The organism is Methanothrix sp. (genome assembly GCA_029907715.1).
In the GTDB taxonomy this organism is placed as follows: Archaea; Halobacteriota; Methanosarcinia; order Methanotrichales; family Methanotrichaceae; genus Methanothrix_B.
In genome coordinates, this window is record JARYLI010000007.1 from 43,542 (window position 1) to 66,906 (window position 23,365).

General features: G+C 53.5%; 14 protein-coding genes, 2 tRNA genes and 1 pseudogene. 8 read left to right on the top strand and 9 right to left on the bottom strand.

Going from position 1 to position 23,365, the window contains the following annotated elements:
* Positions 1-31: 31 nt before the first annotated feature.
* Both QHG98_06030 and purB read right to left on the bottom strand, forming a co-directional pair.
* Positions 32-2,641, bottom strand: coding sequence for a DNA-directed DNA polymerase (locus QHG98_06030; GenBank protein ID MDH7597282.1), 2,610 nt, complete (start codon positions 2,639-2,641; stop codon positions 32-34).
* 515 nt (positions 2,642-3,156) lie between these two features.
* The gene (gene purB, locus QHG98_06035; protein MDH7597283.1) at positions 3,157-4,497 is read right to left on the bottom strand and encodes an adenylosuccinate lyase; all 1,341 of its coding nucleotides are present in this window, start codon (positions 4,495-4,497) and stop codon (positions 3,157-3,159) included.
* Between the two features lie 281 nt (positions 4,498-4,778).
* On the opposite strand from purB, the gene QHG98_06040 reads away from it, so the two are divergent.
* The 4 genes from QHG98_06040 to QHG98_06055 all read left to right on the top strand — a co-directional run bounded on the left by QHG98_06040 (position 4,779) and on the right by QHG98_06055 (position 10,564).
* Positions 4,779-5,798: a hypothetical protein gene (locus tag QHG98_06040; protein ID MDH7597284.1), complete on the top strand. Its 1,020-nt coding sequence runs from the start codon at positions 4,779-4,781 to the stop codon at positions 5,796-5,798.
* Positions 5,799-5,918: 120 nt separating this feature from the next.
* Positions 5,919-7,820: an anaerobic carbon-monoxide dehydrogenase catalytic subunit gene (gene cooS / locus QHG98_06045; GenBank protein MDH7597285.1), complete on the top strand. Its 1,902-nt coding sequence runs from the start codon at positions 5,919-5,921 to the stop codon at positions 7,818-7,820.
* 391 nt (positions 7,821-8,211) lie between these two features.
* Positions 8,212-9,318 carry a DUF362 domain-containing protein gene (locus QHG98_06050; protein ID MDH7597286.1) on the top strand — a complete coding sequence of 369 codons (1,107 nt, stop codon included), beginning with the start codon at positions 8,212-8,214 and terminating at the stop codon, positions 9,316-9,318.
* Positions 9,284-10,564, top strand: a complete 1,281-nt coding sequence (locus QHG98_06055; protein ID MDH7597287.1) for an ADP-dependent glucokinase/phosphofructokinase — start codon at positions 9,284-9,286, stop codon at positions 10,562-10,564. The genes QHG98_06050 and QHG98_06055 overlap by 35 nt, the downstream gene beginning before the upstream one ends.
* A gap of 95 nt (positions 10,565-10,659) precedes the next feature.
* Here the strand turns inward: QHG98_06055 and QHG98_06060 are convergent, their stop codons facing one another.
* From QHG98_06060 to QHG98_06070, 3 genes are all read right to left on the bottom strand, one after another.
* Positions 10,660-12,693: a NosD domain-containing protein gene (locus QHG98_06060; GenBank protein ID MDH7597288.1), complete on the bottom strand. Its 2,034-nt coding sequence runs from the start codon at positions 12,691-12,693 to the stop codon at positions 10,660-10,662.
* Between the two features lie 208 nt (positions 12,694-12,901).
* A tRNA-Phe gene (locus QHG98_06065) sits at positions 12,902-12,974 on the bottom strand.
* A 2-nt stretch (positions 12,975-12,976) separates the two neighbouring features.
* A tRNA-Val gene (locus QHG98_06070) sits at positions 12,977-13,050 on the bottom strand.
* Positions 13,051-13,332: 282 nt separating this feature from the next.
* On the opposite strand from QHG98_06070, the gene QHG98_06075 reads away from it, so the two are divergent.
* From QHG98_06075 to QHG98_06090, 4 genes are all read left to right on the top strand, one after another.
* A complete protein-coding gene (locus QHG98_06075; protein MDH7597289.1) occupies positions 13,333-14,376 on the top strand; it encodes a hypothetical protein in 1,044 nt (347 codons plus the stop codon).
* Between the two features lie 1,299 nt (positions 14,377-15,675).
* Positions 15,676-16,380 (top strand): proteasome assembly chaperone family protein, encoded by a 705-nt coding sequence (locus QHG98_06080; GenBank protein MDH7597290.1) that lies wholly within the window; start codon positions 15,676-15,678, stop codon positions 16,378-16,380.
* 5 nt (positions 16,381-16,385) lie between these two features.
* The gene (locus QHG98_06085; GenBank protein MDH7597291.1) at positions 16,386-16,775 is read left to right on the top strand and encodes a DUF473 domain-containing protein; all 390 of its coding nucleotides are present in this window, start codon (positions 16,386-16,388) and stop codon (positions 16,773-16,775) included.
* A 392-nt stretch (positions 16,776-17,167) separates the two neighbouring features.
* Positions 17,168-18,619 (top strand): dihydropteroate synthase-like protein, encoded by a 1,452-nt coding sequence (locus tag QHG98_06090; GenBank protein MDH7597292.1) that lies wholly within the window; start codon positions 17,168-17,170, stop codon positions 18,617-18,619.
* Positions 18,620-18,723: 104 nt separating this feature from the next.
* Here the strand turns inward: QHG98_06090 and QHG98_06095 are convergent, their stop codons facing one another.
* From QHG98_06095 to QHG98_06110, 4 genes and pseudogenes are all read right to left on the bottom strand, one after another.
* Complete coding sequence (locus QHG98_06095) at positions 18,724-20,034, bottom strand: sodium:solute symporter family protein (GenBank protein ID MDH7597293.1); 1,311 nt, start codon at positions 20,032-20,034, stop codon at positions 18,724-18,726.
* Between the two features lie 381 nt (positions 20,035-20,415).
* Positions 20,416-20,724, bottom strand: coding sequence for a stress response translation initiation inhibitor YciH (yciH, locus tag QHG98_06100; GenBank protein ID MDH7597294.1), 309 nt, complete (start codon positions 20,722-20,724; stop codon positions 20,416-20,418).
* A gap of 203 nt (positions 20,725-20,927) precedes the next feature.
* Positions 20,928-21,542: a hypothetical protein gene (locus QHG98_06105; protein MDH7597295.1), complete on the bottom strand. Its 615-nt coding sequence runs from the start codon at positions 21,540-21,542 to the stop codon at positions 20,928-20,930.
* Positions 21,543-22,067: 525 nt separating this feature from the next.
* Positions 22,068-23,185, bottom strand: a pseudogene (locus tag QHG98_06110) (IS630 family transposase).
* Positions 23,186-23,365: the final 180 nt, after the last annotated feature.

Sequence of the window (23,365 nt, forward strand, 5' to 3'; positions counted from 1 at the left end):
GCGGAGTGCCGGATCAAAACTGTATATCCTGCTAAAAGTCCAGGAGGGATCGCTGCTTCTGAGCCCGCTGATCGAAATGGTGGAGACTCTTCTGCGATCTGCACTGGAGCAGGCTCTCCCTGCCCACATCAAATGGCGTGAAGAGCCTGAGAACAGGCGGAAGGAGCTGCTTCTCAATGTAATATTCTGTATCCACCGGAAGGTTGTTCTCCACAGCATACTCCGGATCCTCAGCCCTGTCGACGAAGAGCGTCTTTCTGCCGCCCCTGACTATTATGAACGCGACTCTGTCGCCCACGCCCGGGACCCTCCCGCCGCGCCTCCGCATCTTCTCGACCAGCTGTATGTGTGGCTGCTTGTTCCTGTATGATGATGTGTCCTTTGTGAAACGTCTCGTTAGCACAAGATCGTCAAGGAGTTCCCTGTCCCGCCTGATATCCATATCTCTCAGCCTCTGGATCACGTCCCTCACGTGCTGAACCGCATCATCCACCCGGCCCTCCTTCAGAATCAGCTCGAGGCATCTCCTGAGCGTCTTCGAGGTGAGTTCGCACCAGTCACGCCGGACGGTCTCCATGCCCCTGACCTTTATCCTGTCCCTCCATCCATTCCCGGAAGCTCTCTCGAATAGCCAGAGGGCGTATCTTTTCTTCGCCAGGAAGATCGCACGCCTGGCGAACGCCTCGAATACGAGCTCCATCGGCTCCGGGAGCTTTGATGTTATCGTCTCCGCGATCTTTCGTCCTATGAGCTCCGCCTCCTCGGGGGAGATGCTCCGATCTGAGGATATCCTGACAAAGACGCTGTCCGTATCCCCGTAGACGACAGAGAGACCGTAGCGCCTGCCTCCAGCTGGGTTCTCTCCGGGGAGCACAGCCTTCCCGTCAACAATGTAAACGGAGCCGATCTCCTCGATCATCTCCTTTGTCCTTATTATGTTGTGCCTTCCAAAGCTGGTAACAGCGTTCGCCAGGGTCAGACTGTAAAGCCTCGCCCTGGCGTATCCAGAGTATCCGTAGAAGCTGTTCAGCAGGATCTTGAGCGCGTACTGCTTTGCATCGAGAAACGCACGCTCCTCTTCGCCTGCACTCTTCATGAGCCTCTTCGTCTCTGTCCTTTTCTCCAGCAGCTCCCTCAGTATCTCTGGCACAATCCCTCTGCAGACAGATGGAGCTGCGAAATCCCCACCTGATGGCGATTTGACGACCTCCGGGGGCCTCTCCTTCGTGACCACTGTTGAGTAGCAGAGGTTGTGGGCCATCATTATCGTGGGATAGAGCGATTTGTAGTCGAGGATGATGACGTTCTCCACAAGTCCCTTCACCGGAGGGAGAACCGCCCCGCCCTTGAGCTCATCTGCATCCATGAACCGCCCGTCCGACTCCTCCGAGTCCGGCTTCGGTGGGAGAACCCTTCCATGCGATCGGAACCTTCTTAGCAGGAGGCTCTCCACCATGCCGCTCTGGCCGCCGTTGACTATGTCCTGGAGCAGCGAGCCGCTCGCCCTCGCCAGAGCTATGTATTTATCCATCAGCCTCAGGCGGAGGAGGAGCTGCATGACAAGCACCGCATCCCGCCTTGAGTAGCTTATGAGATCTGAGAGCCCATCTCCTTCAAGCCAGATCGATTCCATCCTGGCAGGGTTCACATCTCGCTTCTCCTCCCCGATCAGCTCCATGGCAGCGTTTCTCAGAGTGTACTGCTTCAGGCTGAATGATGATCTGATGATCGGAAGGAGGTCCACAACGACCCGGCCTGTCACAGCGACATTTTTGTTACCGCCTATGCTTTTGATGAGCCAGGTGCTCCCATCGCGACCCACATCCATCTCGATGCCAAGCCTGGATGCCCGCTCCCTGAGATACGGAATGTCGAACTCGTTCGAGTTGTAGCCCGCCAGGATATCCGGATCATAGTCGTCGATCACGGAGACGAACCTGGAAATGAGAGATCTCTCATCACCATATCCCTCAACATCCGGCCTCTCGCACCCTAGCTCCTTTCCCACAAGAACGAGGTCGCTCAGCCCTCGATAAGGGGGATTGAATGCCATGCTTATCAGTATCACTGGTGAGGTCTCAGGCCTGGGCATCTCCCCGTTCTGCGGGAGGCATTCGATATCAAAGGCCATAAACCTCAGTGGTGCCGTGCTCTCCAGATCCTCCTGCACCAGCTCATCAACAGGCACATCAACGATCCACCGGCGCCTCTCACGCGTCTCGCTCCTCCCCAAGTCCGGGACTGTAACCCAGGCCATACCGCCGAGGCCCGTATCTATGAGAAATCTGTTCTTGAAGAGAATGTCGGTCTCGTAGACCGACTTCACAGACGGGATCTCCTTCACCCTATCCCTTATCTCCCTGACGGACTTCGGATCCCTTGCGATTATCCTCAGCATCTCTGTGGGCTTCGACTGGTAACCTATGGGCTCGTATCGCTCGACGATCTCCACATCGAGGCCGAGAGATCTGACAGCTTCCGCAGCACCGGTGAGGTCATGAGCGCTTGCATAAAAATACGGCCGGAATCCCGACACACGGCAGATAACGCTGTCCCCACCATCGCTGACGCCGAACAGCTGCACAACAGGATATCCACTCCTGTCATAGACATAGTTTGCATCCAGGATCTGGAAGCGCATCATGCAGAAGATAAACTGGATCGGTTATAAAGTATTCGAAGTACGTGCTGTGTTGAATAATGTTTGAGAATCCGATAGCATAAGGCCAATTCATACAAATTGTAATTGTAGTCGCTCTTATCCATCTGATAACTTGGCCCAAAGAGGCACCAGTCACGCTATGCGTTCCTTCCGAGGGTATGAGTGCATTCAGCAACCGGCCTGCATGTCCTTCAAGTTGCTGAATACATAAGAGCGAAAATGTTTATGATCTAAAACTCGCGAGAAGGTACTGCTGTTACCCGGACACCTCCCCTGAGACGGCTCTGTCCGAAAGTTCTGAGCCAGATATTTGAGATTTGAGGACGCCGATCATATGAGCACCTCTTCCTTATCGGACAGGTCCCATGAGACGACCGAAATATTTATATTCGACAATTGCCTTAATTTGTTTGGGCAAAAGCCGGACGCGTTCCCACCTCCGACACCCGCCTTTTGCCTCCTATCTTCCCAATTCTCTCAATGTTACACGCTCTTCAATCCCCACAGTATGCCCTGAGCTTCCTCTCAAGCCGCTCCACCTGCTCAACAGCTGTGCCTGTGTACCTGTGTGGATCGAGCAGCTCTCTGAGCTCATCCTCCCCGATGTACTTTGTGACACTTCCATCCTCGAGGAGAACGTCCAGCAGCTGCCGCCCCTCCTCGAAAGCCCTCATTGATGCATTCCTCAGTATCTCATGGGATGTCTGCCTGCCAGCGCCCCTCTTCGCCAGCTCGACCATGACCGCCTCAGCCATGTTCAGACCCTTGAGGAGGTTGAGGTTTCTTTCAACATTCTCCTTTCGTATCCTGAGACCTCTGAGGATCCTGATGGTGAGATTGAGTATATGATCCGTGAGCACGAACGCCTCCGGGAATATGACGCGCTCGCAGCTCGAGTTTGTGAGATCCCTCTCGTCCCAGAGGGGTATGTTCGCAAACGCCGGCTCGACCTGTGCTCTGACAACCCTCGCAAGGCCACAGACCTGCTCAGATCTTATCGGATTTCTCTTGTGCGGCATTGTGCTGGAGCCGACCTGCCGCCTCCCGAAGCTCTCCTCCACCTCTGCAATCTCTGTTCTCTGCAGCGTTCTTATCTCCACGCAGATCTTGTCGAGAGTCGACGCGATGAGAGCCAGGAGACAGATGACCTCTGCATGGCGATCTCTCTGGACGACCTGGTTGGAGACATCGACCTCGTTTAGCCCGAGGATCTCCATGACCCTGCGCTGTATGGTCATTCCGTGAGGCCCGAATGCTGCCTGTGTCCCAACAGCACCGCTGATCTTCCCGACTGCGGCTCTGGGCCGTATCTCCCTGAGCCTGTCGATGTGGCGGGCGATCTCTGAGGCCCATATCGCAAACCTCAGTCCATATGTTGTTGGAACAGCCATCTGTCCGTGTGTTCTTCCGGAGCATACGAGATCTTTGTTCTCCATGGCCATATCCAGAAGGACTCTGAGCAGCTCCCTGAGCTTTGACTCGATGATAGCCAGGGATGCTTTGAGCTGCAGGCCTGTGGCTGTGTCGAGAATATCATTCGATGTCGCGCCGAGGTGTATCCACTCCCCGTAATCGCAGACCTCTGCCATCGCCAGGACCACCGCCATCATGTCATGCCCTATCTCAGCCTCGATCTCCTTTGCCCGCTGGGGCGACGCGATCTCAGCTGCCCTCGATATCGCATCTGCAGCACCCTTTGGGATGAGGCCGACCTCCTCCTCGGCCCTGGCAAGGGCAGCCTCCACCCTGAAGAGCATTCTGATCCTGTAATCCTCCTCCCAGATCGCCTTCATCTCCGGCGTTCCATACCTGTAATCTATCGGATGTATCGGCATGATTCTGCAGGTGAATTTGCCATGTTAAAGGAGTTGCGGGTTGTAATTCATCTGAAACAGAGGAGCAGGGAGTGCACGATGACTCAGGGAGAGCAAACGGAAGAGAATCGATATTCGTCGAAGATCAGCGAGAGGATCGGATTCAGAGTTGCCATTTCTCCAGCCCATTCACGATGAGCCAACTTTTATATTTCATCAGCTCACAATATATTTGTCGGTTGCGCTCCCTGCTGTGCAGCATGTGGCGCGTCAGGCCACTGCATGCCAAGGAGGAAACATCTATGATGAAAAACCTTGCCGCATGGGATGTACGTGAGGAGGATTTTCCATCACGCGGAAGCATGTATGATAAGCTTAAATTTGTCCTGAGGTACGCGGTTCTCGCCCCCTCGGGTCCGAACACACAGCCATGGAAGTTCTCAATCAAAGACAGCAGCATATCTGTGATATTCGATAGATCCAGAACGCTTCCTGCAGTCGATCCGACGCACCGGACCGCATACATGAGTTTGGGCTGTGCAGTGGCCAACATGCTCATAGCTGCAGAGCACTTCAATCTGGGTTACAGTGTCGAATGCTTCCCGGATGGGATTGATGAGGATCGCATCGCTGTCATCGGCTTTTCAGAGGGCATCGCTGAGAGGAGGTTCCCTGACCTGTTCAGACAGATAACAGAGCGGCACACAAATCGAAGCAGGTTTGAGGAGCGGGAGATCGAGCCTGAGAAGCTCCAGAGGATGAAAGAGCTCGTGGAGAATGATGGATTCAGGCTGGACATAATGACGGATCCGGATGGCAAGAACCGGATGGCAGAGATACTCGCACGCGCCCACAAGATACAGCTCGGGAACAAGGAGTTCAGGAGGGAGCTGGCATCCTGGATAAGACCCAACACCTCGGATGCGTATGACGGGCTGCCTGGATATGCATTTGGCTATTCTGATTTCGAGTCGTACCTTGGAAAGTTCATCTTCGGGGCATTCGACACATCCTGGTCAAGGGCCAGAAAGGAGTCTGCTCTCATGAGAGAATCTCCTGCAGCAGCAGTTCTATCATCAGACTCGGAAGATAAACTGACGTGGGTCAGGCTGGGCGTCACCTTCGAGAAGCTGTTCCTTCTCGCGACTGAGATGGACGTGCGCTTCGATCTCTTCAGCCAGCCAGTAGCAATAGATGAGCTGAGAGGAGAGATGGCGGAGTTTCTTGGCGTCAGGTATCCACAGCTCCTCATACGCATGGGATACGCCCCGCCGACCAGGCACACTCCGAGACGCCCGGTGGAGCTGGTGCTGGTGGAATGAGTGTGGTGATGAGATCTGTGATCCTGCAGCAGCCTCACGTCTCATTACTGCAGAGATGGCGGAATTCACGCAACCATGCTGGGTGTGGCCAGCCGGTGCGATGTGTATGGAGTGAGAGATATGGAGCCGGAGAGGATATCATATCATGAATCTGTTCGGCGGATGTACGAGCAGATAAGGAAAGATGGCATGAGCAACCTCTGGGACCGCTATGAGTCCCAGGGCATGGGAGGAGATCCCGACAGGAGATGCCCGTACTGCATGGCAGGGACGCGATGCGATCTCTGCTCCAACGGCCCCTGCAGGGCAGATGCATCGAAGGACAGGCGGGGTGTCTGCGGGATATCAGCGGATGGCATGGCGATGCGCATGATGCTTCTGAGAAACGTGATGGGCGCATCGACATACCATTACCATGCGGAGCAGACGATAAGGACGCTCAGAGCAACAGCTCTTGGCAGAACTCCGTTCAGGATCGTTGAGCAGAAAAAGCTGAGACGTCTCGCCTCCATGCTCGATATCGATACATCCGGATCTCCAGAGGATACAGCTCTCAGGCTCTGTGATGCGGTCGAAGCTGACTTCAACCGGAGCTACTATCAGGAGAGCCAGATCGTGGAGGCGTTCGCACCTGCTGAGCGGAAGGATCTGTGGCGAGCTTTAGGCATATTTCCTGGAGGCATCCACGGGGAGATACTTCTGGCCACAGGCTCATGCCTCACAAACGTTGATGGAAGTTATGAGAGCCTGGCGATGAAGGCGATGCGCCTCTCGATAGCCATGGCGTATCAGAGCCAGATGATGCTGGAACACTGCCAGGACGTGCTCTTCGGTGTTCCTAGGCCTCACAGGATGATGGTCGATCTTGGAGTCCTGGATCCGGATTACGTGAATGTCGTGGTCAACGGCCACGAGCCGTTCATGGGCTTCGCGATGATAATGCTCGCCAGGCAGCCTGAATGGCAGGAGAGGGCGAGGAGCGCGGGCGCAAGGGGTCTGAGGATAATAGCGAGCATCGAGACCGGCCAGGAGATAATACAGCGCTGGTCCATGGATGAGGTGCTCGGTGGTTTTACCGGAAACTGGATCTCTCAGGAGCCAATGATGGCCACAGGCTCCATAGACCTCATGGCATGCGATATGAACTGCTCGCTTCCTCTTGATCCGGAGTATGCGAGGAGATACGGCTTCAGGCTGGTTCCCGTCAGCGAGCTTGTTGCGTTTGAAGGCATCAGTGACAGGCTGAATTATGTGCCTGAGCAGGTGGAGCATCAGGCCGCAAAGCTCCTGGAGATGGCGATATCTAACTATCCCTCGCGCAGATCGGGAGAGAGGCACGTGAGGGATCTGCCTGCTGGGGAGGCGACTGTTGGTTTCTCCACGGAGAGCATTCTGGAACTGCTTGGCGGCAGCCTCGATCCGCTTCTGAATGCGCTGAAATCAGGGCAGATCAGGGGCATTGTGGGTCTGGTCTCATGCACAACGCTCAGAGATTCAGGTCAGGATGTGCACAGCGTCGCACTGGCAAAGGAGCTCATAAAAAGAGATGTTCTGATCCTCTCAATGGGCTGCGGAAATGCTGCCATGCAGCTCGCCGGACTCTGTCGAAAGGAGGCTGCAGCTCTGGCAGGCAGCGGTCTGGAAGGGGTCTGCAGCTCTCTTGGTATCCCTCCAGTGCTGAGCTACGGGACATGCACCGATGTCGGCAGGCTCTCCGAGCTTCTCAGGAGCGTCTCGGAGATGCTTTGCGTGTCTGTCAAGGATCTGCCGGTGGCTGCTGCAGCGCCTGAATACATGGAGCAGAAGGCCACAATCGATGCTATCTTCGCGCTTGCGTTTGGCCTCTACACATACGTGAACCCTGTGCCGACAATCACCGGAGCTCCTCGGCTGCTGGATCTGCTCCTCAGAGGCTGCAGGGAGATAACAGGCGGCGTGATATCTGTGGAGAAAGATCCTGTGAAGGCTGCAGAGCTGATACTGGGGCACATCGAGGAGAAACGATCTGCGCTCGGGATCTGATTCTGCGGTGAGCCGCATGATCCGGCCCTCTTGCGAGGAGTATCGACGAACATGCTCAATACGTTGAGGTAAATTGCCCTCTTGGCGGATTTCTGGATGAACAACATGCCCGATGATAGCGGCTTCACTTGATCAGTAACTCAAGTACGCTCACGATATTGAGTAAATACGTATCGACAATTCGTGAAACCACATCCGAGCATTGGATGCTCGATATCAGCAGAGCTCTCACAGCGTGATAAGAGGGACCTGTCCGGATAAGAGCTGTGGCCAGAAATCTGGATCGTCCCCTCTTTTGCACATAATAAACACCTAATACTTATTCGGACACGTCCGATAAGAGCATGGAAAGCCTGATTAGCAGGCCAGCACATTCACAAAGGGGAGTATCATGACCAGCGATGTTTACTTTGCGGACATGAGATCCAGGAGCGACGGCGAGAACAAGCTCGAGAAGATCAGAAGGCTCTTCAACGCTGCAGGCTTCGATAAAATTATCGATAAAGGCGATCTCACCGCCATAAAGCTCCACTTCGGCGAGGTGGGGAATGACACGTACATCAGCCCTGTATTCGTGCGTGAGGTCGTGAAGCTTGTGAAGGAGAAGGGGGCGCGGCCGTTTCTGACGGACACTAACACGCTGTACAGCGGCGGCCGTGGGAACTCTGTGGACCACATCCGGACAGCGATAGGGCATGGCTTCGCATATGCGGTCGTCGACGCGCCCGTCATAATCGCAGACGGACTGCGTGGCGAGAACCACGTCAGTGTTGATGTGAACCTCAATCACTTCAGGTCTGTGAAGATCGCAGGGGATATCGCCAGCGCCGATAGCATGATCGTGCTCTCTCACTTCAAGGCGCACATGGTGGCGGGCTTCGGCGGGGCGATAAAGAACCTCGGAATGGGGTGCGCGCCGCCGATCGGAAAGGCTGAGCAGCACACTGCAAAGCCCATGGTGTATAAAGAGAAATGCAGGGGATGCGGCAGATGCATGAAGGCGTGCCCCAGGTCTGCAATCTCTGTGGTTGACGGGAAAGCATACATAGATCTCGGTGTCTGTGTCGGCTGCGGTGAGTGCGTCAGGGCATGCCTGGAGAGGGCAATGGACTTCGACTGGACTGTTGCGATACCCCCATTCGTGGAGAGGATGGTTGAGTATGCATATGGAGCTGTTCTCGGCAAATCCGGACGCGTCGGTTTCTTCAACTTTCTGATCGATATAACGCCGGACTGCGACTGCGTCCCCTGGTCCGATGCCCCGGTGGTCCCGGACATAGGAATTCTCGCGTCAAGGGATCCGGTTGCAATCGACATGGCCAGCTATGATCTGGTCAATGCGCAGATGGGCATCGAGAACAGCTACCTGAAGAGCAACAGGAAGCCTGGAGAGGACAAGTTCAGGGGGTGCTGGGAGTCGACGAACGCACTGCATCAGATCGAATATGGGGAGAAGATCGGACTTGGAACAAGCAGATACAGACTCATCAGGATCTGATCCCAGGGTTCTCTGCGCGTTCAACGTCAACATCGACTGCGTTCACACCATCACAGGGAAGGAGATTGAGATGCTCTTTCGGGATCTCTGTCCACCACCGGACATCAGATCTCCGGAGATCCCATCAGAGATAACGTCCCTGGATGCTCTCGCTATCTCGATCCTCTCTCACATGCGCCGTGGAACAGGCGGCGAGATCATCATTGAGAGTGAGAGGATCGCTGATGAGATATCATCGCTCTTCAACTGGGAGATCAGGATGGGAGGGAACGCAGGAAACATCGCGAACGTTCTCGCCGCGCTCGGAGCAGAACCTGTCGTCAACGTACCATCACTGACCCCACGCCAGGCATCTCTCTTTCATCCAGCGGTCAGGGTCCCGGTCATGGATGGAGGCGTCTCACTCACAGATCCCGTGCATGCATCAGAGGTGGGCCAGGAGCTAAGGCACTTTGTGATCCAGTACAGGGGTGGTGAGAGTGTCGATCTCCCTTCGGGAAGAATCACAGCCCCGAGGGAGAACAGGATAATCGCGACGTTCGACCCGATGAATCGAATCATGCACATCAATCCATCATTTCGAGCGTTTCTGGAGAGGCAGGATCCGGATGTGATGGGAGTGATTCTCTCGGGATTCCATCTCGTCCCCCACGACATGCACAGGGAGATATTCGAGGCGCGGCTGGGATCGATGAGCCGATGGATCTCCACAAGGTACACCCACGCTGAGATGGGCAGTTTCGAGCGGCCGGAGATCATGAGATCCCTCCTGGGGATCCTGGATGTCGATAGCATCGGCATGAACGAGGATGAGCTCTCGATGCTGACGAATTCAGGAGACGACTGTGAGGAGATCGCGGGGGCTGCTGAGCAGATCCACGATGAGTTTGATATTCCAAGGGTGTGTGTCCACACCCGGGAGTTCACGGTGAGCATCTCCCCCGATCCAATAAAAGAGATCGCTGCGCTGGAGCTGGGCGCGGAGATCGCAGGCAGGCTCGCCGCGACAGGTTGTATTGAACGAGAGGTGGAGCTTGGCGTGAGCGATGCGGGAAGAAAAGCGGTGGAGGATGTTCTTCGCCTGGGGGGAACGAAGGCCGGGCTCGGTGCTTTCAAAGAAAAAGGTGGATCAAGCGTCTGCGTCCATCCGTCTTTCATAGCTTCTGATCCTGTTACGACCGTCGGCCTGGGGGACGCGCTGACCGCGGCCACATTCTACAGGCTCGTTACGACTTCCATCTCCTGATTGGTCCGCAACCCTCCACGCTGCCCAGCCACGGAAGCGGATCGCCGGAGCCATGCGATATAATCACAGGGAGCAGCCAGGTCTGCGTCCGTGCATCATATGCCTGCGAGGAGTGTGTACCTCTCCGGAGGCTCTGCGAGTGGATACGGGTCGTCCTCCAGGCCAACACTCTTGCCTCTGTCCAGTATCCCATCGCTGTTCCTGTCATCCCCCTCAAATCCGTGCCAGTAGTTGCCCATCCTGCTCTCGAAGCTCCTGCCGCGATATACGTACCGAATGGCTGTGGGAGAACTCCAGGAATTGCTTGAGATGTATGAAACGACATCGTTTCTGTTCTGAACGAAGCTGTTGAGGTATATCTGATTCTCGCTTGACTCTATGGGATACATGCCCTCATCCAGCGCCAGGCCGTTGGTGTTGTATGATATGCTGTTCATCCTCAGAAGGTTCTTCCAGGAGCGCGAGAGCACAATTCCGCTGCTGCACCTCGAGACGTTATTTCTCTCGATTCTGTTCCCATTCGATCCGTCCAGGCGAATCCCGCTCTTCGAGTCTGTGACGAGATTCCCGGCGATCTCCGTATCATATGCAGCATGGAGCCTTATGCCCTCAACCGCGTTCTTCATGGTGTTGCCATACACAGCGCCCCTCTCCGAGGCGTTGACGAGAATCGCAACGTCAGCTCCGGTTATGGTGCTGTTGACTGTCCTGAATCCGGGGGAATTGTCGATGAGAATCGCCTGTGGCACCCCCTCGAACGAGTTTTCGATCGCTTGGATGCCATCAGACATCTCGGCGATCACGCCTGAGCTGCTCTGCCTGAGGGTGTTGCCCTCGAGCCTGGAGTTGGGTGAGCGTATGAGATGAACGCACAGATCGCCACCCTCGATGGTGTTCGCTGATATGATGCTACCACTGGAGGCGTTTGCCTGAACGCCAAGTCTGCATCCCGTGAGGTTATTTCCTGCAACGAGATTCCTGGAGCCCGATGAGATCAGTATGCCTGTGAGCTCGTCAGAGATCGTGTTGCCGGTGATGCTGTTGTTCATCGACCTCTCGAGGATGACTCCCGTCTCTCCACCACTTATCCGGTTTCCTTCTGCGATATTGAGATCTGCGCCCTCCATGTGGATCGAATGGGGGCTGTCGCCCATAACATTCCCGCTTATGATGTTGTTCCTGGAGCCTCTCACACTCAGCCCGCCGATATCATTAGACCTCAGGTCGTTCGATGATATTGTATTGTTATCAGAATAGTAGATCATCACTCCATATGCATCATTCATCCTGAGATCATTCCCGGTGATGCTGTTGTTCCAGGCGGTGTAAAGGTACACAGCGTAGTCGTTCGTCCTTGCGGTGTTTCTCGAGATCAAGTTTTCTGATGACAGGTATGGATATACACCGTAATCGTTGTTCTCGAGGATGTTGCCCTCAACAGCACATCCATGGGACTCGGAGAGCACTATGCCGTAGTCGTTCGTATCTGCGGTGTTGTTTCTGATAACGCAATCATCTGATCTGTAAGCCTTAATCCCACTTCCAAGGTTGAAGCTCGCATTGTTGCCATCCACGAGATTCCCGCGAGATCTGAGAAGGAGTATGCCTGCATTGTTGTTCTCATACACCCGGTTCATTCTCACAGTATTATGAGGGGACGCGGCCACGATTCCGGCGAAGTGGCATTCTGTTATGTTGCTATCAACAACAGATCCATTCCCCCCGAGGAGCAGGATGCCGGCGAACGAATCGCTCACGTTGCATCCTGATATCATGGCGCCCTCTGAGAGGACCCTGATACCAGCTGCTCCCCATCCGCTCGCATTCATTATGATGAATCTGCTTACACTGACACCCTCTGAGGAGAGCACAAAACCATCCAGGCCGCCTCCGTCCAGGACCGGAATGCCCTCCCCGGAGTCGACCCCTCTTACACTTACTGACTTTGTTATGTTAACGCTCTCCGCGTAAACTCCGCTAAGCACCTCGATCGTATCCCCATCCTCTGCCAGGGCAAGAGCCGCCTGTATACTTGCGAAATCCGCGACTCCATCGTCATCAACCTTTATCAGTCGCCCCTCAGACGGAATGAGGAGAAGCAGCATGATTGCACATAGCATGAGCCTCATCGCGATCTACCACACCCTCTCATGATATAAGCCGGCCATCTGTCTTATGCAGCTCACATCGTAAATACTTATCCGATGATATGATGCTGCATGTGGAACAGCTCCACCAGTGGAGATCTTCGGTTTGGACGAGAGTCGAGAGGACTGAGACAGTGATCAAACTCAACCTCCACGTGGGCAGAAATCAGGCTGAAAATCATGGTCGCGATGCCCAAGCCCGGACTCGAACCGGGGACATTCAGATCTTCAGTCTGACGCTCTCCCAACTGAGCTACTTGGGCGATGGGCTCGATGCGATTCGAACGCATGACCTCCGCCATGTCAAGGCGACGTCATAACCAGCTAGACCACGAGCCCACGTAACCAACTTGATCCACTATCGGTAAATAAATCCTTCGGTTCCGGCTGTGATGGTTATGAAATGGAAACTCGGGCGGAAGATCGCTCAGGAAAAGTTTGTGGGATCGCATCATTGAACGATCTGCAACGAAATCGATGTTCTTCGACACAACACTTCACAGCTCCTGCACAGCCACATGCGGTTGCTCTCAGCGACAGAGTCACAAGACATGAAACATCAGTTATCTGCACATCCCGGTGCGATAGCTATAAAGCAGAGGTGCTATGGAGATCTGCGATATGAGATCGTTGCTCGCACTCCTCTCAGTTCTGCTCTTCATCCAGGAACCTGCGATCTCGCAGCATGTGGAGGACATCTACTCAAATATCGATTCGTGCGATGTGAGTTTATCAGGTGATGTATCTGGCTGTTATCTCCTGGCAGAACTCATGCGCTCCGGTGTTGTTTTAAGCAGCCATGTTCTTCCAGTGGATACGCCCGGCACCGTGATAATCAGCTGGAACCTGAGCGATCAGGAAGAGGGGGCGTATGAGGCATGCGCCAGCCTGACCAGGGACGGGACCGTCCTGGAGAGGAGATGCCACAGCTTCTACCACGGAGGAGAGACACCTCTGAGATTTGATGTCAGGGATTTTCTGGCAGACTCCTCCGGCATACACATGATCATATACGCAGCGGATCCTGCGATTGTTGATATCTATTACATGCTCATATCGGGAGACAGGGCTGTTTACATCTACAGAGATAGATCCGTGAAGATCGCAGGTGGGAGAGGCGTGCCCACGCTCATAGAGTGGAAGTGGCCTGTGCTGCTGAGTGCCGGAGAGACGTACACAGGCAGGGTTAAGATAGTAGAGCAGTCCACAGGCCAGACGCGCGCCTTCATGAACAGATTCGTCGCTGTGGAGAACGCCAGGATCACCGAGACCTATGAGGATGAGATGGGCGCATCTGCGACGGTTCTTGGCATATCAAGGGTGCCGTTCAGGGGAAGCCTCAGGTTCGTTCTCACCAACGGCACAGATGTCGAGGTCGTCGAGAAGAGAACTCCTGTGCTTCTTGAGGGCGATGATGAGACCGTGGAGATCTCCTGGAACAGAACGCTTGATCCGGGCATCTACCATCTAAGGGTGCTGCTCCTCAACAGCAGCGGGGCCGTGGTGGATCTCCGGGAGAGTGTGATAGAGGCAGAGCCTGTCATCAGGAGAGAACAGAATGAGAGCGCCTCGAGCAGGAGCAGCCCGTTCCCACCGGTTCTGGCTGGAGTGATTGCGATACTCTCAGTCAGACAGATAATAAGGAGATGTGGCCGAAAAAGGTAGCGCTCTTATGTGTTTGGCAACTTGCGGATCGTGCAATATGGTTGCTGAACGCACTTATTCATTTACATGGAATGCATAGCAAGCCCAGTGCTTCTCCCAGTGCTTCTATTGGGCAACTTAACATACGGATAAGAGCGAACTATAAATTCGCCGGAGTTTAGGATGAATAACATGGAACCTTATTTATTATAATTATTGCCATTACTTACCTGAGATTCGTACTCCTTTATCCACAAAAATTTACAAAAGATACCTTGCTCCAGGCAGGATCTCGAATATGCGATTTCCTGTATGAGAGCTCTGAATGGGGATATACATAAGGAGGCAAACGGTTATGGAATCTTCTCTCAGCGGATGCCTTATGCAGCGGATGCATTTGTATTGGGCAGCTCGAGCTGTTTTCGTCCAGGCTGAATCATTGGCTGGAGGCCAGGTGGGGGTTCTGCTCTGCATGGCTGACTGATCTGAATGGTTTCTCTGGAAAACTGCATCATGTAAAAGGTGATTGTGATGAAGATCGCCATTATCGGCGCAGCCATGATCCTGGGCATGTCCATGTTTCTGCTGTACATATGCTTGTGTTGCCTCTATTCATGAGTGCCCTGGTGCCCTCATCCGTAACTGCACGGGTGAGGTCAACTTTTTCACATGAAAGCATGACATGATGGGTTAACATCCTGCGACGCCTCGCTTGGACGAAGTCGACCCGCATCTCAAACGCTTACCATGAAATAGCCCGGCTGGCATCAGGATTCACTCCTATGTGTTTGGCAACTTGTGTGCCGTGCAAGTGGTTGCTGAACGCACCTATTCACCCACCAAGAATGAATAGCAGCACCTGTCTTCTATTGGCAGGTTATCATGGATGAAATCGTTCAGCAGTACGATTCCATTTGTTATCGGTTAAGGATTTTATGTAAATATATTGACCATGAAATTTGACAAATTGAGATCTCCCCATAGTGGAGAATTTGATTCAAAATCGACCGCCTGTGGACTCGAGTCCTGATAGCAGTACTGAGGCGAGATATGACTATTAAGTCCAATTCTACACATGTCGATCTTAACTGATGACGCATGAGTACGATTCAGAGATGGGTAACATGTGCTCCGAAAGAGGCATCCAGCAATCGGCTTTCCTGAACTCCAGACAAGATCGAAGGCCTGATTGACCGGCAGCAAGATAGGAGGGTCCTCTCGGTAACAGATAACTGCTGTCATATCTTCCGGGATCAGAAGATTTTATCTCATATCAGAGCAACAAATACACGCATGTACCACGATCCCGTGCAGGTTATCTTGGAGAGGGAACCGCGCTGCAGGAACCCGCTTCTGATAGAGGGATTTCCTGGGATCGGGCTGGTCGGCAACATAGCCAGCCAGTACATGATCCACGAGCTGAAGATGAACTATCTCGGAGCCATGACCTCAAGATATTTCCCGCCACTTGCAGTGCTGCTTGGAGGCGTCGTGAACATGCCTGTCCGGATTTACGAGCGGGAAGATCTGGATCTGATACTGCTCACATCCGACATACCGATACATCCCCTCGCCTCATATGATATGAGCAGGGAGATTGTGAGATGGGCAGCCTCCATAAAGACGCGGGAGATCGTGTGCCTCGCCGGGATAACGCTGATGACGGATCAGAGGCGCGTCTTCGGCGCGGTATCGCATGCTGAGCTGCTCGATAAGCTCAAAGGGGTGACGGAGATATTCGAGCTCGGGACGATAGCAGGCATCTCCGGATCCATAATGAACGAGTGCAGACTGAAGGGTATACCCGCGATCTGCCTGCTTGGGGAGACCATGAGCGATGAACCTGACCCGAGATCGGCTGCAGCAACCATAGATGCGCTCAACAGGATATACGGGTTGAACGTCAGCACGGCAAAGCTGCTCGAGAGAGCCGCAGAGATAGAGATGCAGATGCAGCAGCTTGCAGCACAGGTTAAGACCAGTGCCGAAGAGGCCACAGCAAAGGAGTTCCCGATGTACGGGTGATGCTGATGATCTGTGTAGCGCTAACCGGAATCTCCAGGAACGTAATAAAGGACCTGGTTAATAATCGCGTACGTACGGTCGAGATCAGATCGCCGCTGAACTTCTTCTCCCTGAGAGGTGTTAACCCGGGAGACAGGATCTTCGTGACAGAGGCCAGCCTGAAGGATATCGTAAACGGCACGCCCGGGGTGATAGCAAGGGTCAACGAGATCCAGATAATGACTCACAGGATGATCCAGTCGAACGACTTCTTCTACGAGGAGATCGAGTCGCAGGCTGCGAGAGCCCAGCTCCAGTTCCTCGGCATCGGCAGGGTCAGGAGGATAAACACAATAGAGCCCTACGAGCCGTTCGTCATAGAGGTCGACGAGATGCCGAGATACATAGCGAGATGAAGCTCATACAGGTGATCCGGGCCACAAACCGCCGTTGCCAGGAGATCTGGTGGTATCTAAAGAGGCGCTGCTGAAAAAGGCGCATTTAATAAAAGACGTGCCAAAAGGATGGAAGTAATCCCTGATAGGATGGTGGGGGCAGCGATTTGTAAAAAGGCATATCCCGATGATTCGGCGGATCGGTGATCTCGCATAAAGATGTGTCGCAGGTTGGCATCGGTTCGAATGCCGGAGTTTGCCTATCCGGCGGTTCTACCAAATGGGCTTTGAACTCATGATGTGATCGGGGTCTTCCATGGTAAGCAGCTCGCTCGGATCCGTGCATAGGCCCCAGACCGTCAGCTGCTCCACCCTGAGGATCGCAGAAAGCGCTGTGGATGAGAGGTCAATTTATGAAGGTGCTGCTTCTGACGGGCAGGCTGGCAGAGCATGATGTGAGAAGTGCGGCAGATTCCGCCAGGGTGCATGCTGATGTTCTCGTCTTGGATCTGGATATAGCTGCGTTCATAACCCCGGAGCATGTAAGAAGAGCGGCCCCAATCGGCTACGACCTCATCATGATTCCAGGCCTTGTGACATCAGATTTCAGTGAGGTGGAGCAGGAGCTCGGCACAAAGATCAGGCTCGGCCCGAAGCATGCTGCCGATATAGCCTATATTCTGGATCACATGGAGGAGATAGAGCTCTCGAGCAGAACGCCGGCCTGTACGCTCATAGCGGAACATCTTGCCAAAAATGTGGAGGAGACACTCAATAGAATCGAGCGGAACGCACGCCCACCCATCGTTGTTCGCGGCATCGGGATAGGCGGCGGGAGCAGGATGAAGGTCCTTGCGGAGATCGTGGATGCAACCCGACTGGAGAATGGATCTCTGGAGGGCAGGATCAAATACTATGAGTCACAGGGCGCGGACATGATCGATCTCGGCCTACCCCTCGATGCACTTCCAGATGATGTGAGGAGGGCGGTGAGAATAGCGAGGAGAGTTTCGGAGATGCCCGTTAGCATAGACACGCTCCGTCCGGATCTGATACTGGCAGGGGTTGATGCTGGAGCAGATCTGGTTCTGAGCATCAATGGCAGCAACATGCACGCTGTGGCTGATGCCCTTCTGGAGAAGGATGTTCCGGCTGTCGTGATACCCGGTCCTGAGACGACGCTGGAGAGCAACATCAGCGCTGCGCTCAAGCTCGGGCTCACTGTGATCGCAGATCCTGTGCTCTCGCCACCGCTTGGCGGCCTCGCGGACTCGATAGCGAGATACATTGATTTCAGAAGAGCTCACCCGGACATGCCTCTCTTTCTGGGTGTGGGGAATGTGACAGAGCTCATAGATGCTGACAGTCACGGAGCTAACGCGATACTGGCAGCCATCGGAGAGGAGATAGGCGCATCCATTCTATTCACCCCTGAGTACAGCCGGAAGGCGCGAGGTAGCGTCAGGGAGCTCAGGAGGGCTGCGGAGATGATGGCGCTTGCTCGCGAGAGACGGAGCCCCCCAAAGGATCTGGGGAGGGATCTTCTCATCCTGAAGGAGAAGCGTCCGCGGCCAGAGTTTGTGCCTCCAGCCAATCTGGAGGCGAGGATGGCAAGGCAGAGCAGGACATTCGTTGTCGATCCTGCTGGCTCCTTCAGGATAGGGCTGTGCGGAGATGAGATTGTGGCCGTGCATGATCGCGTGGTGATAAAGGGCAGGACGGCCAGGGAGATACTGGACACAGCGATTGATCTCAACCTGGTGAGCAGACTGGATCATGCTGCGTACCTCGGCAGGGAGCTCGAGAAGGCCGAGATAGCGCTTAGACTCGGAAAGAGCTACACGCAGGATGAGGAGCTGTTTTAGGATCCAGATCCGTCTCAATTTGAACTCGCCTTCCAGGCAGCAGGTCTCGAATGGATCCGTATGAGACGAGGTCGCTTGAAGTCGATCGGAGATTCGGCTGCTGCCTATCTGATCCTCCTTTTCTCGACAGCGCTGACGATCACCATTGCAAAAGCGGATGCGCATATTCCGGAGAGGGGGAAAACCCCTCCGAGCATCAGCGATGTGATTCCACCACACAGTATGCCCACGGTTGCAGAGTTTTGGGTCAGTCCGAGCCTCTCCCTGTGGAAACCTGCGAGCACCGGAACCAGAAAGGCGCCTGTGAATACAGTGTAGGCAAGCATCAGCGTTGAGATGATGCCGGGCCTGCTTATCGCCAGCATCAGGGAGCATGAGCCTACAAAGAGCGCAGCCATCCCACGCGCTCTGACTCCCGATCCCAGGCCGAGATCAAGGGTGAGTATGGAGGACGCGGTGAGTAGAGATGTGTCGGCGGATGACATCGCAGCCGCCAGAAACGCAGCCGCAGTCACTCCAGCGGCCCAGTTGGGAATTACATCGGTCATGAGCAGTGGCAGCGCATCCTCCGGTCTTATCTCTGGGAGAAGATGCCGCGCGAAGATCCCGATCGATGTGATGGCGAATGCAAGCGGTATGATGATAATCGCTGAGAGCATCGCTGAGACCCTGGCAGACTCGGGGTTCCTTGCAGAGAGGACTCTCGAGTACACATCGGGACCGATGAGGTACATCGATCCAACCACAACAACCATGGATACCACATCCTGCAGGCCCATCTGCTCAGATGTCGGAAAATCCAGGTCGTTCAGAGCTTCAGGCACGGATCCCAGGCAGATCGCCAGCATCAGTATCAATCCTGCAACTATCATGCAGAGCTGCAGCAGGTCTGTTCTCACCACCGCACGCTGTCCGCCGTGCGCCGTGTACGCCACCAGCACGAACGCTGTGGCTGACATCCATGCCCAGTCGTATCCGAACAGCGCGCCCATGATTCTCCCGGCAGCGACGATCTGGGCGGCGATCACTCCCAGCCAGGCGATCAGGATGAGGGCGGAGGCAGATTTTTTAGCAGAGGGGCCATAAAAATTTCCTATCAGGTCGGGCAGCGTGCGCGCTCCGGTTCCTCGCACCGCGTGAGCAATCTTTGAGAGAATGAGAAGCCCCACAGCGCCGGAGAGCAGCCACCATGCCCCGGGAAGGCCCCTGGAGTAACCCAGGCCGACAAGGCCGATCGTGGATGATGCTCCCAGTATCGTTGCAACCAGCGATCCTGTGAGTTGAAGCGTGCCCAGACTTCTGCCTGCAAGGAAGAAATCGTTCCAGGATCGACCGCTTCTGACAATATGCCCCAGGGATGCAGTTGCCAGGAGATACAGAAATAGGGGAATCAGAACCAGGTAGCTCTCGCGCATACATACAGACGTATTGTAAACATTTATCTCAATTTCGGTTTACAATAGTCGGGCGGGCTGAACCATGAGCGTCAGCGCTGAGAGCTCAAATCTGCTGCACTTGTGGTTTGAGCCATAGCTTCATCATTCGGGCATTGAGACGTCTAAAACTGGGCTACCATTCCAGGTTTAACCCGAAATTGATCGAAGCCTGATGGGCATCACGAATCGCCATGTTCTGACTCTATATGCCTGAAAAATGGGGAACTCGGGTTTGAGACCCCCGGATCAGGGGGATGCGGGCGCATTCTCAGTCCGTAACCAAAAAGAGATGCCGTGCATCAGACCGCAAAGATCTGCATGCAAAGCTAGGCGTCGAATGCAGGCTTCGCCGAATCGCTCTCAAAGGCTTATCTGACTGGCGCTGAACCCTTTTTTAATTAGCAGGTCTTTGATCCTGCTGATGTGATTGCCCTGGAGCTCGATGACGCCGTCCTTCACAGTCCCACCACAGGCAAGCTTTGACTTGAGATAGGTGCAGAGATCCTGCAGATCGATCTCATGTGGATCTATGCCCTGAATGGCTGTGACCTCCTTGCCGTATCTTCTTTTATGGATTTTGACGACGATCCTCTGCTGCTCCTTGGCCACCTCTTCACATATGCAGAGCTCCTTGGGAAGACCGCAGACCGTGCACATCTCTGAGCTCATCTTTTTGCAGGTACCTCCATAAAATCCAATGTATATCCGTAGGATTTGCTATTAAAATCTGGTGGTGTCTCAGAGGGACCTGTTCGGACTAAGGGCTGAAGCCAGAAGTCTGGGCTCACAGCCTTTGGATGTGGAGAAACTTGAGCCATGTTCGTACATGTCAATAGAAAAGAAGTATATTTCAAATAAAAATTAAAATTTCATTATGTTTTATTCAGCATGCCGATAACAGACATTCCACCTTGCGTCACAGTAGCGATCGAGGGCGTGGGGGGATAGATTATCTCCATTTCATTGTTTGTCTCATTTGCCTCGTTCACGCCCCACTCGTAACCGAAAGCATCTGGATCCAGATTGTAGTCCACCATGGCCTTAATCCTCCAGCGCGTCCCGGGCTGTGGAGACGCGTTGATTGGATTGGGCCCGAGCAACAACAACCCTGTGTAGCTTCTTTCTGCACTGACTCTTGTGCCGCTTTGCATGCCATGAACCAGGACTCCTCCACGCTCTGGCATGGTCTCGGTTCCGGGCGCTGCGAAATCAAAGCCGTATACGTTTCCATCCAGAGCCCATCCCTCAGCTCCCACATTGAAATCCTGGTTGGTAGCGGCACCAAGATTGGCAATGGTTATCTCCAGCGGTATAAGCACTATTTTACCACCGTAGAATATCACTGGATCGCTTGTTACCCTTACAGACTTCACCACAAGATCCGGTTTCTGTGCCTGAAATATAGCAGTGTCAGACGGCTTTATTACCTCTTTTGCCTGCGTTACCTTAACATCTGCCCCGAAAGCAGTTGATAACAAAAGAAGCATACACAGGCAAATCGACAAAAACAGCTTTTTATGCATTTTCCCACGCTCAGCTTCATAATCATGCAAATCTTTGCATGATTTAGTATATGCTTTCAGTTGATAATATATATTATTAACGGCCGTATCGAAGGACCTGTCTGAATAAGATAAAAACCAGAACTGATCATAAAATTGGTTCGCTGAAATTTAGAGGGGTGATGCCAGATGACATCAAGCACTCTGATTTCTGCGTTATCCAGCTAACCTCTCTTCAGCAGAAATAAGGTACCTTTAGAAGTTAAGCTTTTCGCGATAGCGACCTGCGTGGTCTCATCCAGAGTTAGGAGAACGGCAGCGGTTCTTGGTGTGGGTAACTCAAGTGTGCATTACTGGATCACACGATTCAAGGAGTCCCCGGATTACAAGAGAATGTAAAGTCGCTCGGCATAGTGAGACTCGGTGTAGATGTATTTGCTCAATATCTTGAGCGTACTTGAGTTACTGGTGAAGTGAAGTCGCTATCATCGGTCATTGTGCTCAGTAACATTAATTTTCAACTGTATTGTAGTGTCGTTTGAGTTTTGCTCTGGCGTTATCTTTGCTGAACTTCCACCGTACAGTTGCGCGGATTGCATTTCGTTCCTGTTGCCAGATATTGATTTCGTCTCTCAGTTTGTTGATGTCAGGTATTCTCCGGTCGAGGCACTGTTTTGATAATGCCGAGAGCTCTATCTCAGCCATGTTGAGCCAGCTACCCTTTTTTGGAGTGTAATGGAACTCAAACTGTTTTGCGAGCTTGAAAGCGTCATCTGGAGGCATTGCATCATAGAATGAGCCCATGGTGTGAGTATTGAGGTTGTCCTGGACGACGATGATCTTCTCTGCATCCGGATACTGATTCGCGAGATCCACCATGAACTCTGCATAATCGATCTTTGTTCGACGTTCCCTGACAGAGACAATCCTTCTGCCAGCAAGAGGTTCAAACGCCATGAATACGCAGCAAGTGCCGTTGCGCTCGTACTCGTAATGTTCCTTCCTCGGGCTGCCTGGCTTCATGGGTATCGGGACTATCGTATCGCCTAACAGCTGACATGGTCTTTCGTCAAAACAGATCACAGGACGCTTCGGGTCATAGGGCTGCTCGTAAACATCCAGCACGTCCTCCATATGCCATATGAAGTCGCCCGTGATGTTACCTATACACCACCTCTTCTCGAGCCACGGCTTGAGCTCTTTTTTTTCAATGTCCTGTACACTGTCATATGAGATATCGAATCCACAACGCCCATCTCAACAAGCTTATCTCTGAGAAGCATGACAGTCCATCTCGATCTGCCGTCTGGTGGATCGGAGCACGCAAGAAGCGTCAGCTCAGCTTCAACCCGCCCATCTATCTTGGGTGGTGCTCCACTCCGCGGCTGCTCATTCAGCGCGCAATCAAGACCACCCTTCCAGTACCTGTCACGTGTATTACGCACCGTACCCCTGCAAACCTTCAGCACATCTACTATCTCTTTGTCACTCCTGCCCTCATCCGCAAGAAGCAGTATCCTCGCACGCGTCAGACTCCTCGCTGAGGCTTTACCCTTCCTGATGAAACTCTCAAGCTCATCTCGTTCGCCTTCTTTCAAACTCACTTCATGAACTCTCTTTCTACCCATAGTCTGGATAGATCAACGCAATGGTTAAAACATTTTGTTATGGAGCAATAATCGTTCATCCAGAAATCTCCCATAGGGCAATTTACCTCAACGTATTGAGCATGTTCCGCTGCTGACATCAGTTGTGCAGGTATACAATTCGAGTCTGATACGCACGCTCATTCAGGAGCACGGCTCCCC

What these genes read in the sequence shown, in the direction of transcription:
- QHG98_06030 (MDH7597282.1), bottom strand. Translation starts at nt 2,641, where the DNA reads ATGCGCTTCCAGATCCTGGATGCAAACTATGTCTATGACAGGAGTGGA.
- purB (MDH7597283.1), bottom strand. Translation starts at nt 4,497, where the DNA reads ATGCCGATACATCCGATAGATTACAGGTATGGAACGCCGGAGATGAAG.
- QHG98_06040 (MDH7597284.1), top strand. Translation starts at nt 4,779, where the DNA reads ATGATGAAAAACCTTGCCGCATGGGATGTACGTGAGGAGGATTTTCCA.
- cooS (MDH7597285.1), top strand. Translation starts at nt 5,919, where the DNA reads ATGGAGCCGGAGAGGATATCATATCATGAATCTGTTCGGCGGATGTAC.
- QHG98_06050 (MDH7597286.1), top strand. Translation starts at nt 8,212, where the DNA reads ATGACCAGCGATGTTTACTTTGCGGACATGAGATCCAGGAGCGACGGC.
- QHG98_06060 (MDH7597288.1), bottom strand. Translation starts at nt 12,693, where the DNA reads ATGAGGCTCATGCTATGTGCAATCATGCTGCTTCTCCTCATTCCGTCT.
- QHG98_06075 (MDH7597289.1), top strand. Translation starts at nt 13,333, where the DNA reads ATGAGATCGTTGCTCGCACTCCTCTCAGTTCTGCTCTTCATCCAGGAA.
- QHG98_06085 (MDH7597291.1), top strand. Translation starts at nt 16,386, where the DNA reads ATGATCTGTGTAGCGCTAACCGGAATCTCCAGGAACGTAATAAAGGAC.
- QHG98_06090 (MDH7597292.1), top strand. Translation starts at nt 17,168, where the DNA reads ATGAAGGTGCTGCTTCTGACGGGCAGGCTGGCAGAGCATGATGTGAGA.
- QHG98_06095 (MDH7597293.1), bottom strand. Translation starts at nt 20,034, where the DNA reads ATGCGCGAGAGCTACCTGGTTCTGATTCCCCTATTTCTGTATCTCCTG.
- yciH (MDH7597294.1), bottom strand. Translation starts at nt 20,724, where the DNA reads ATGAGCTCAGAGATGTGCACGGTCTGCGGTCTTCCCAAGGAGCTCTGC.
- QHG98_06105 (MDH7597295.1), bottom strand. Translation starts at nt 21,542, where the DNA reads ATGCTTCTTTTGTTATCAACTGCTTTCGGGGCAGATGTTAAGGTAACG.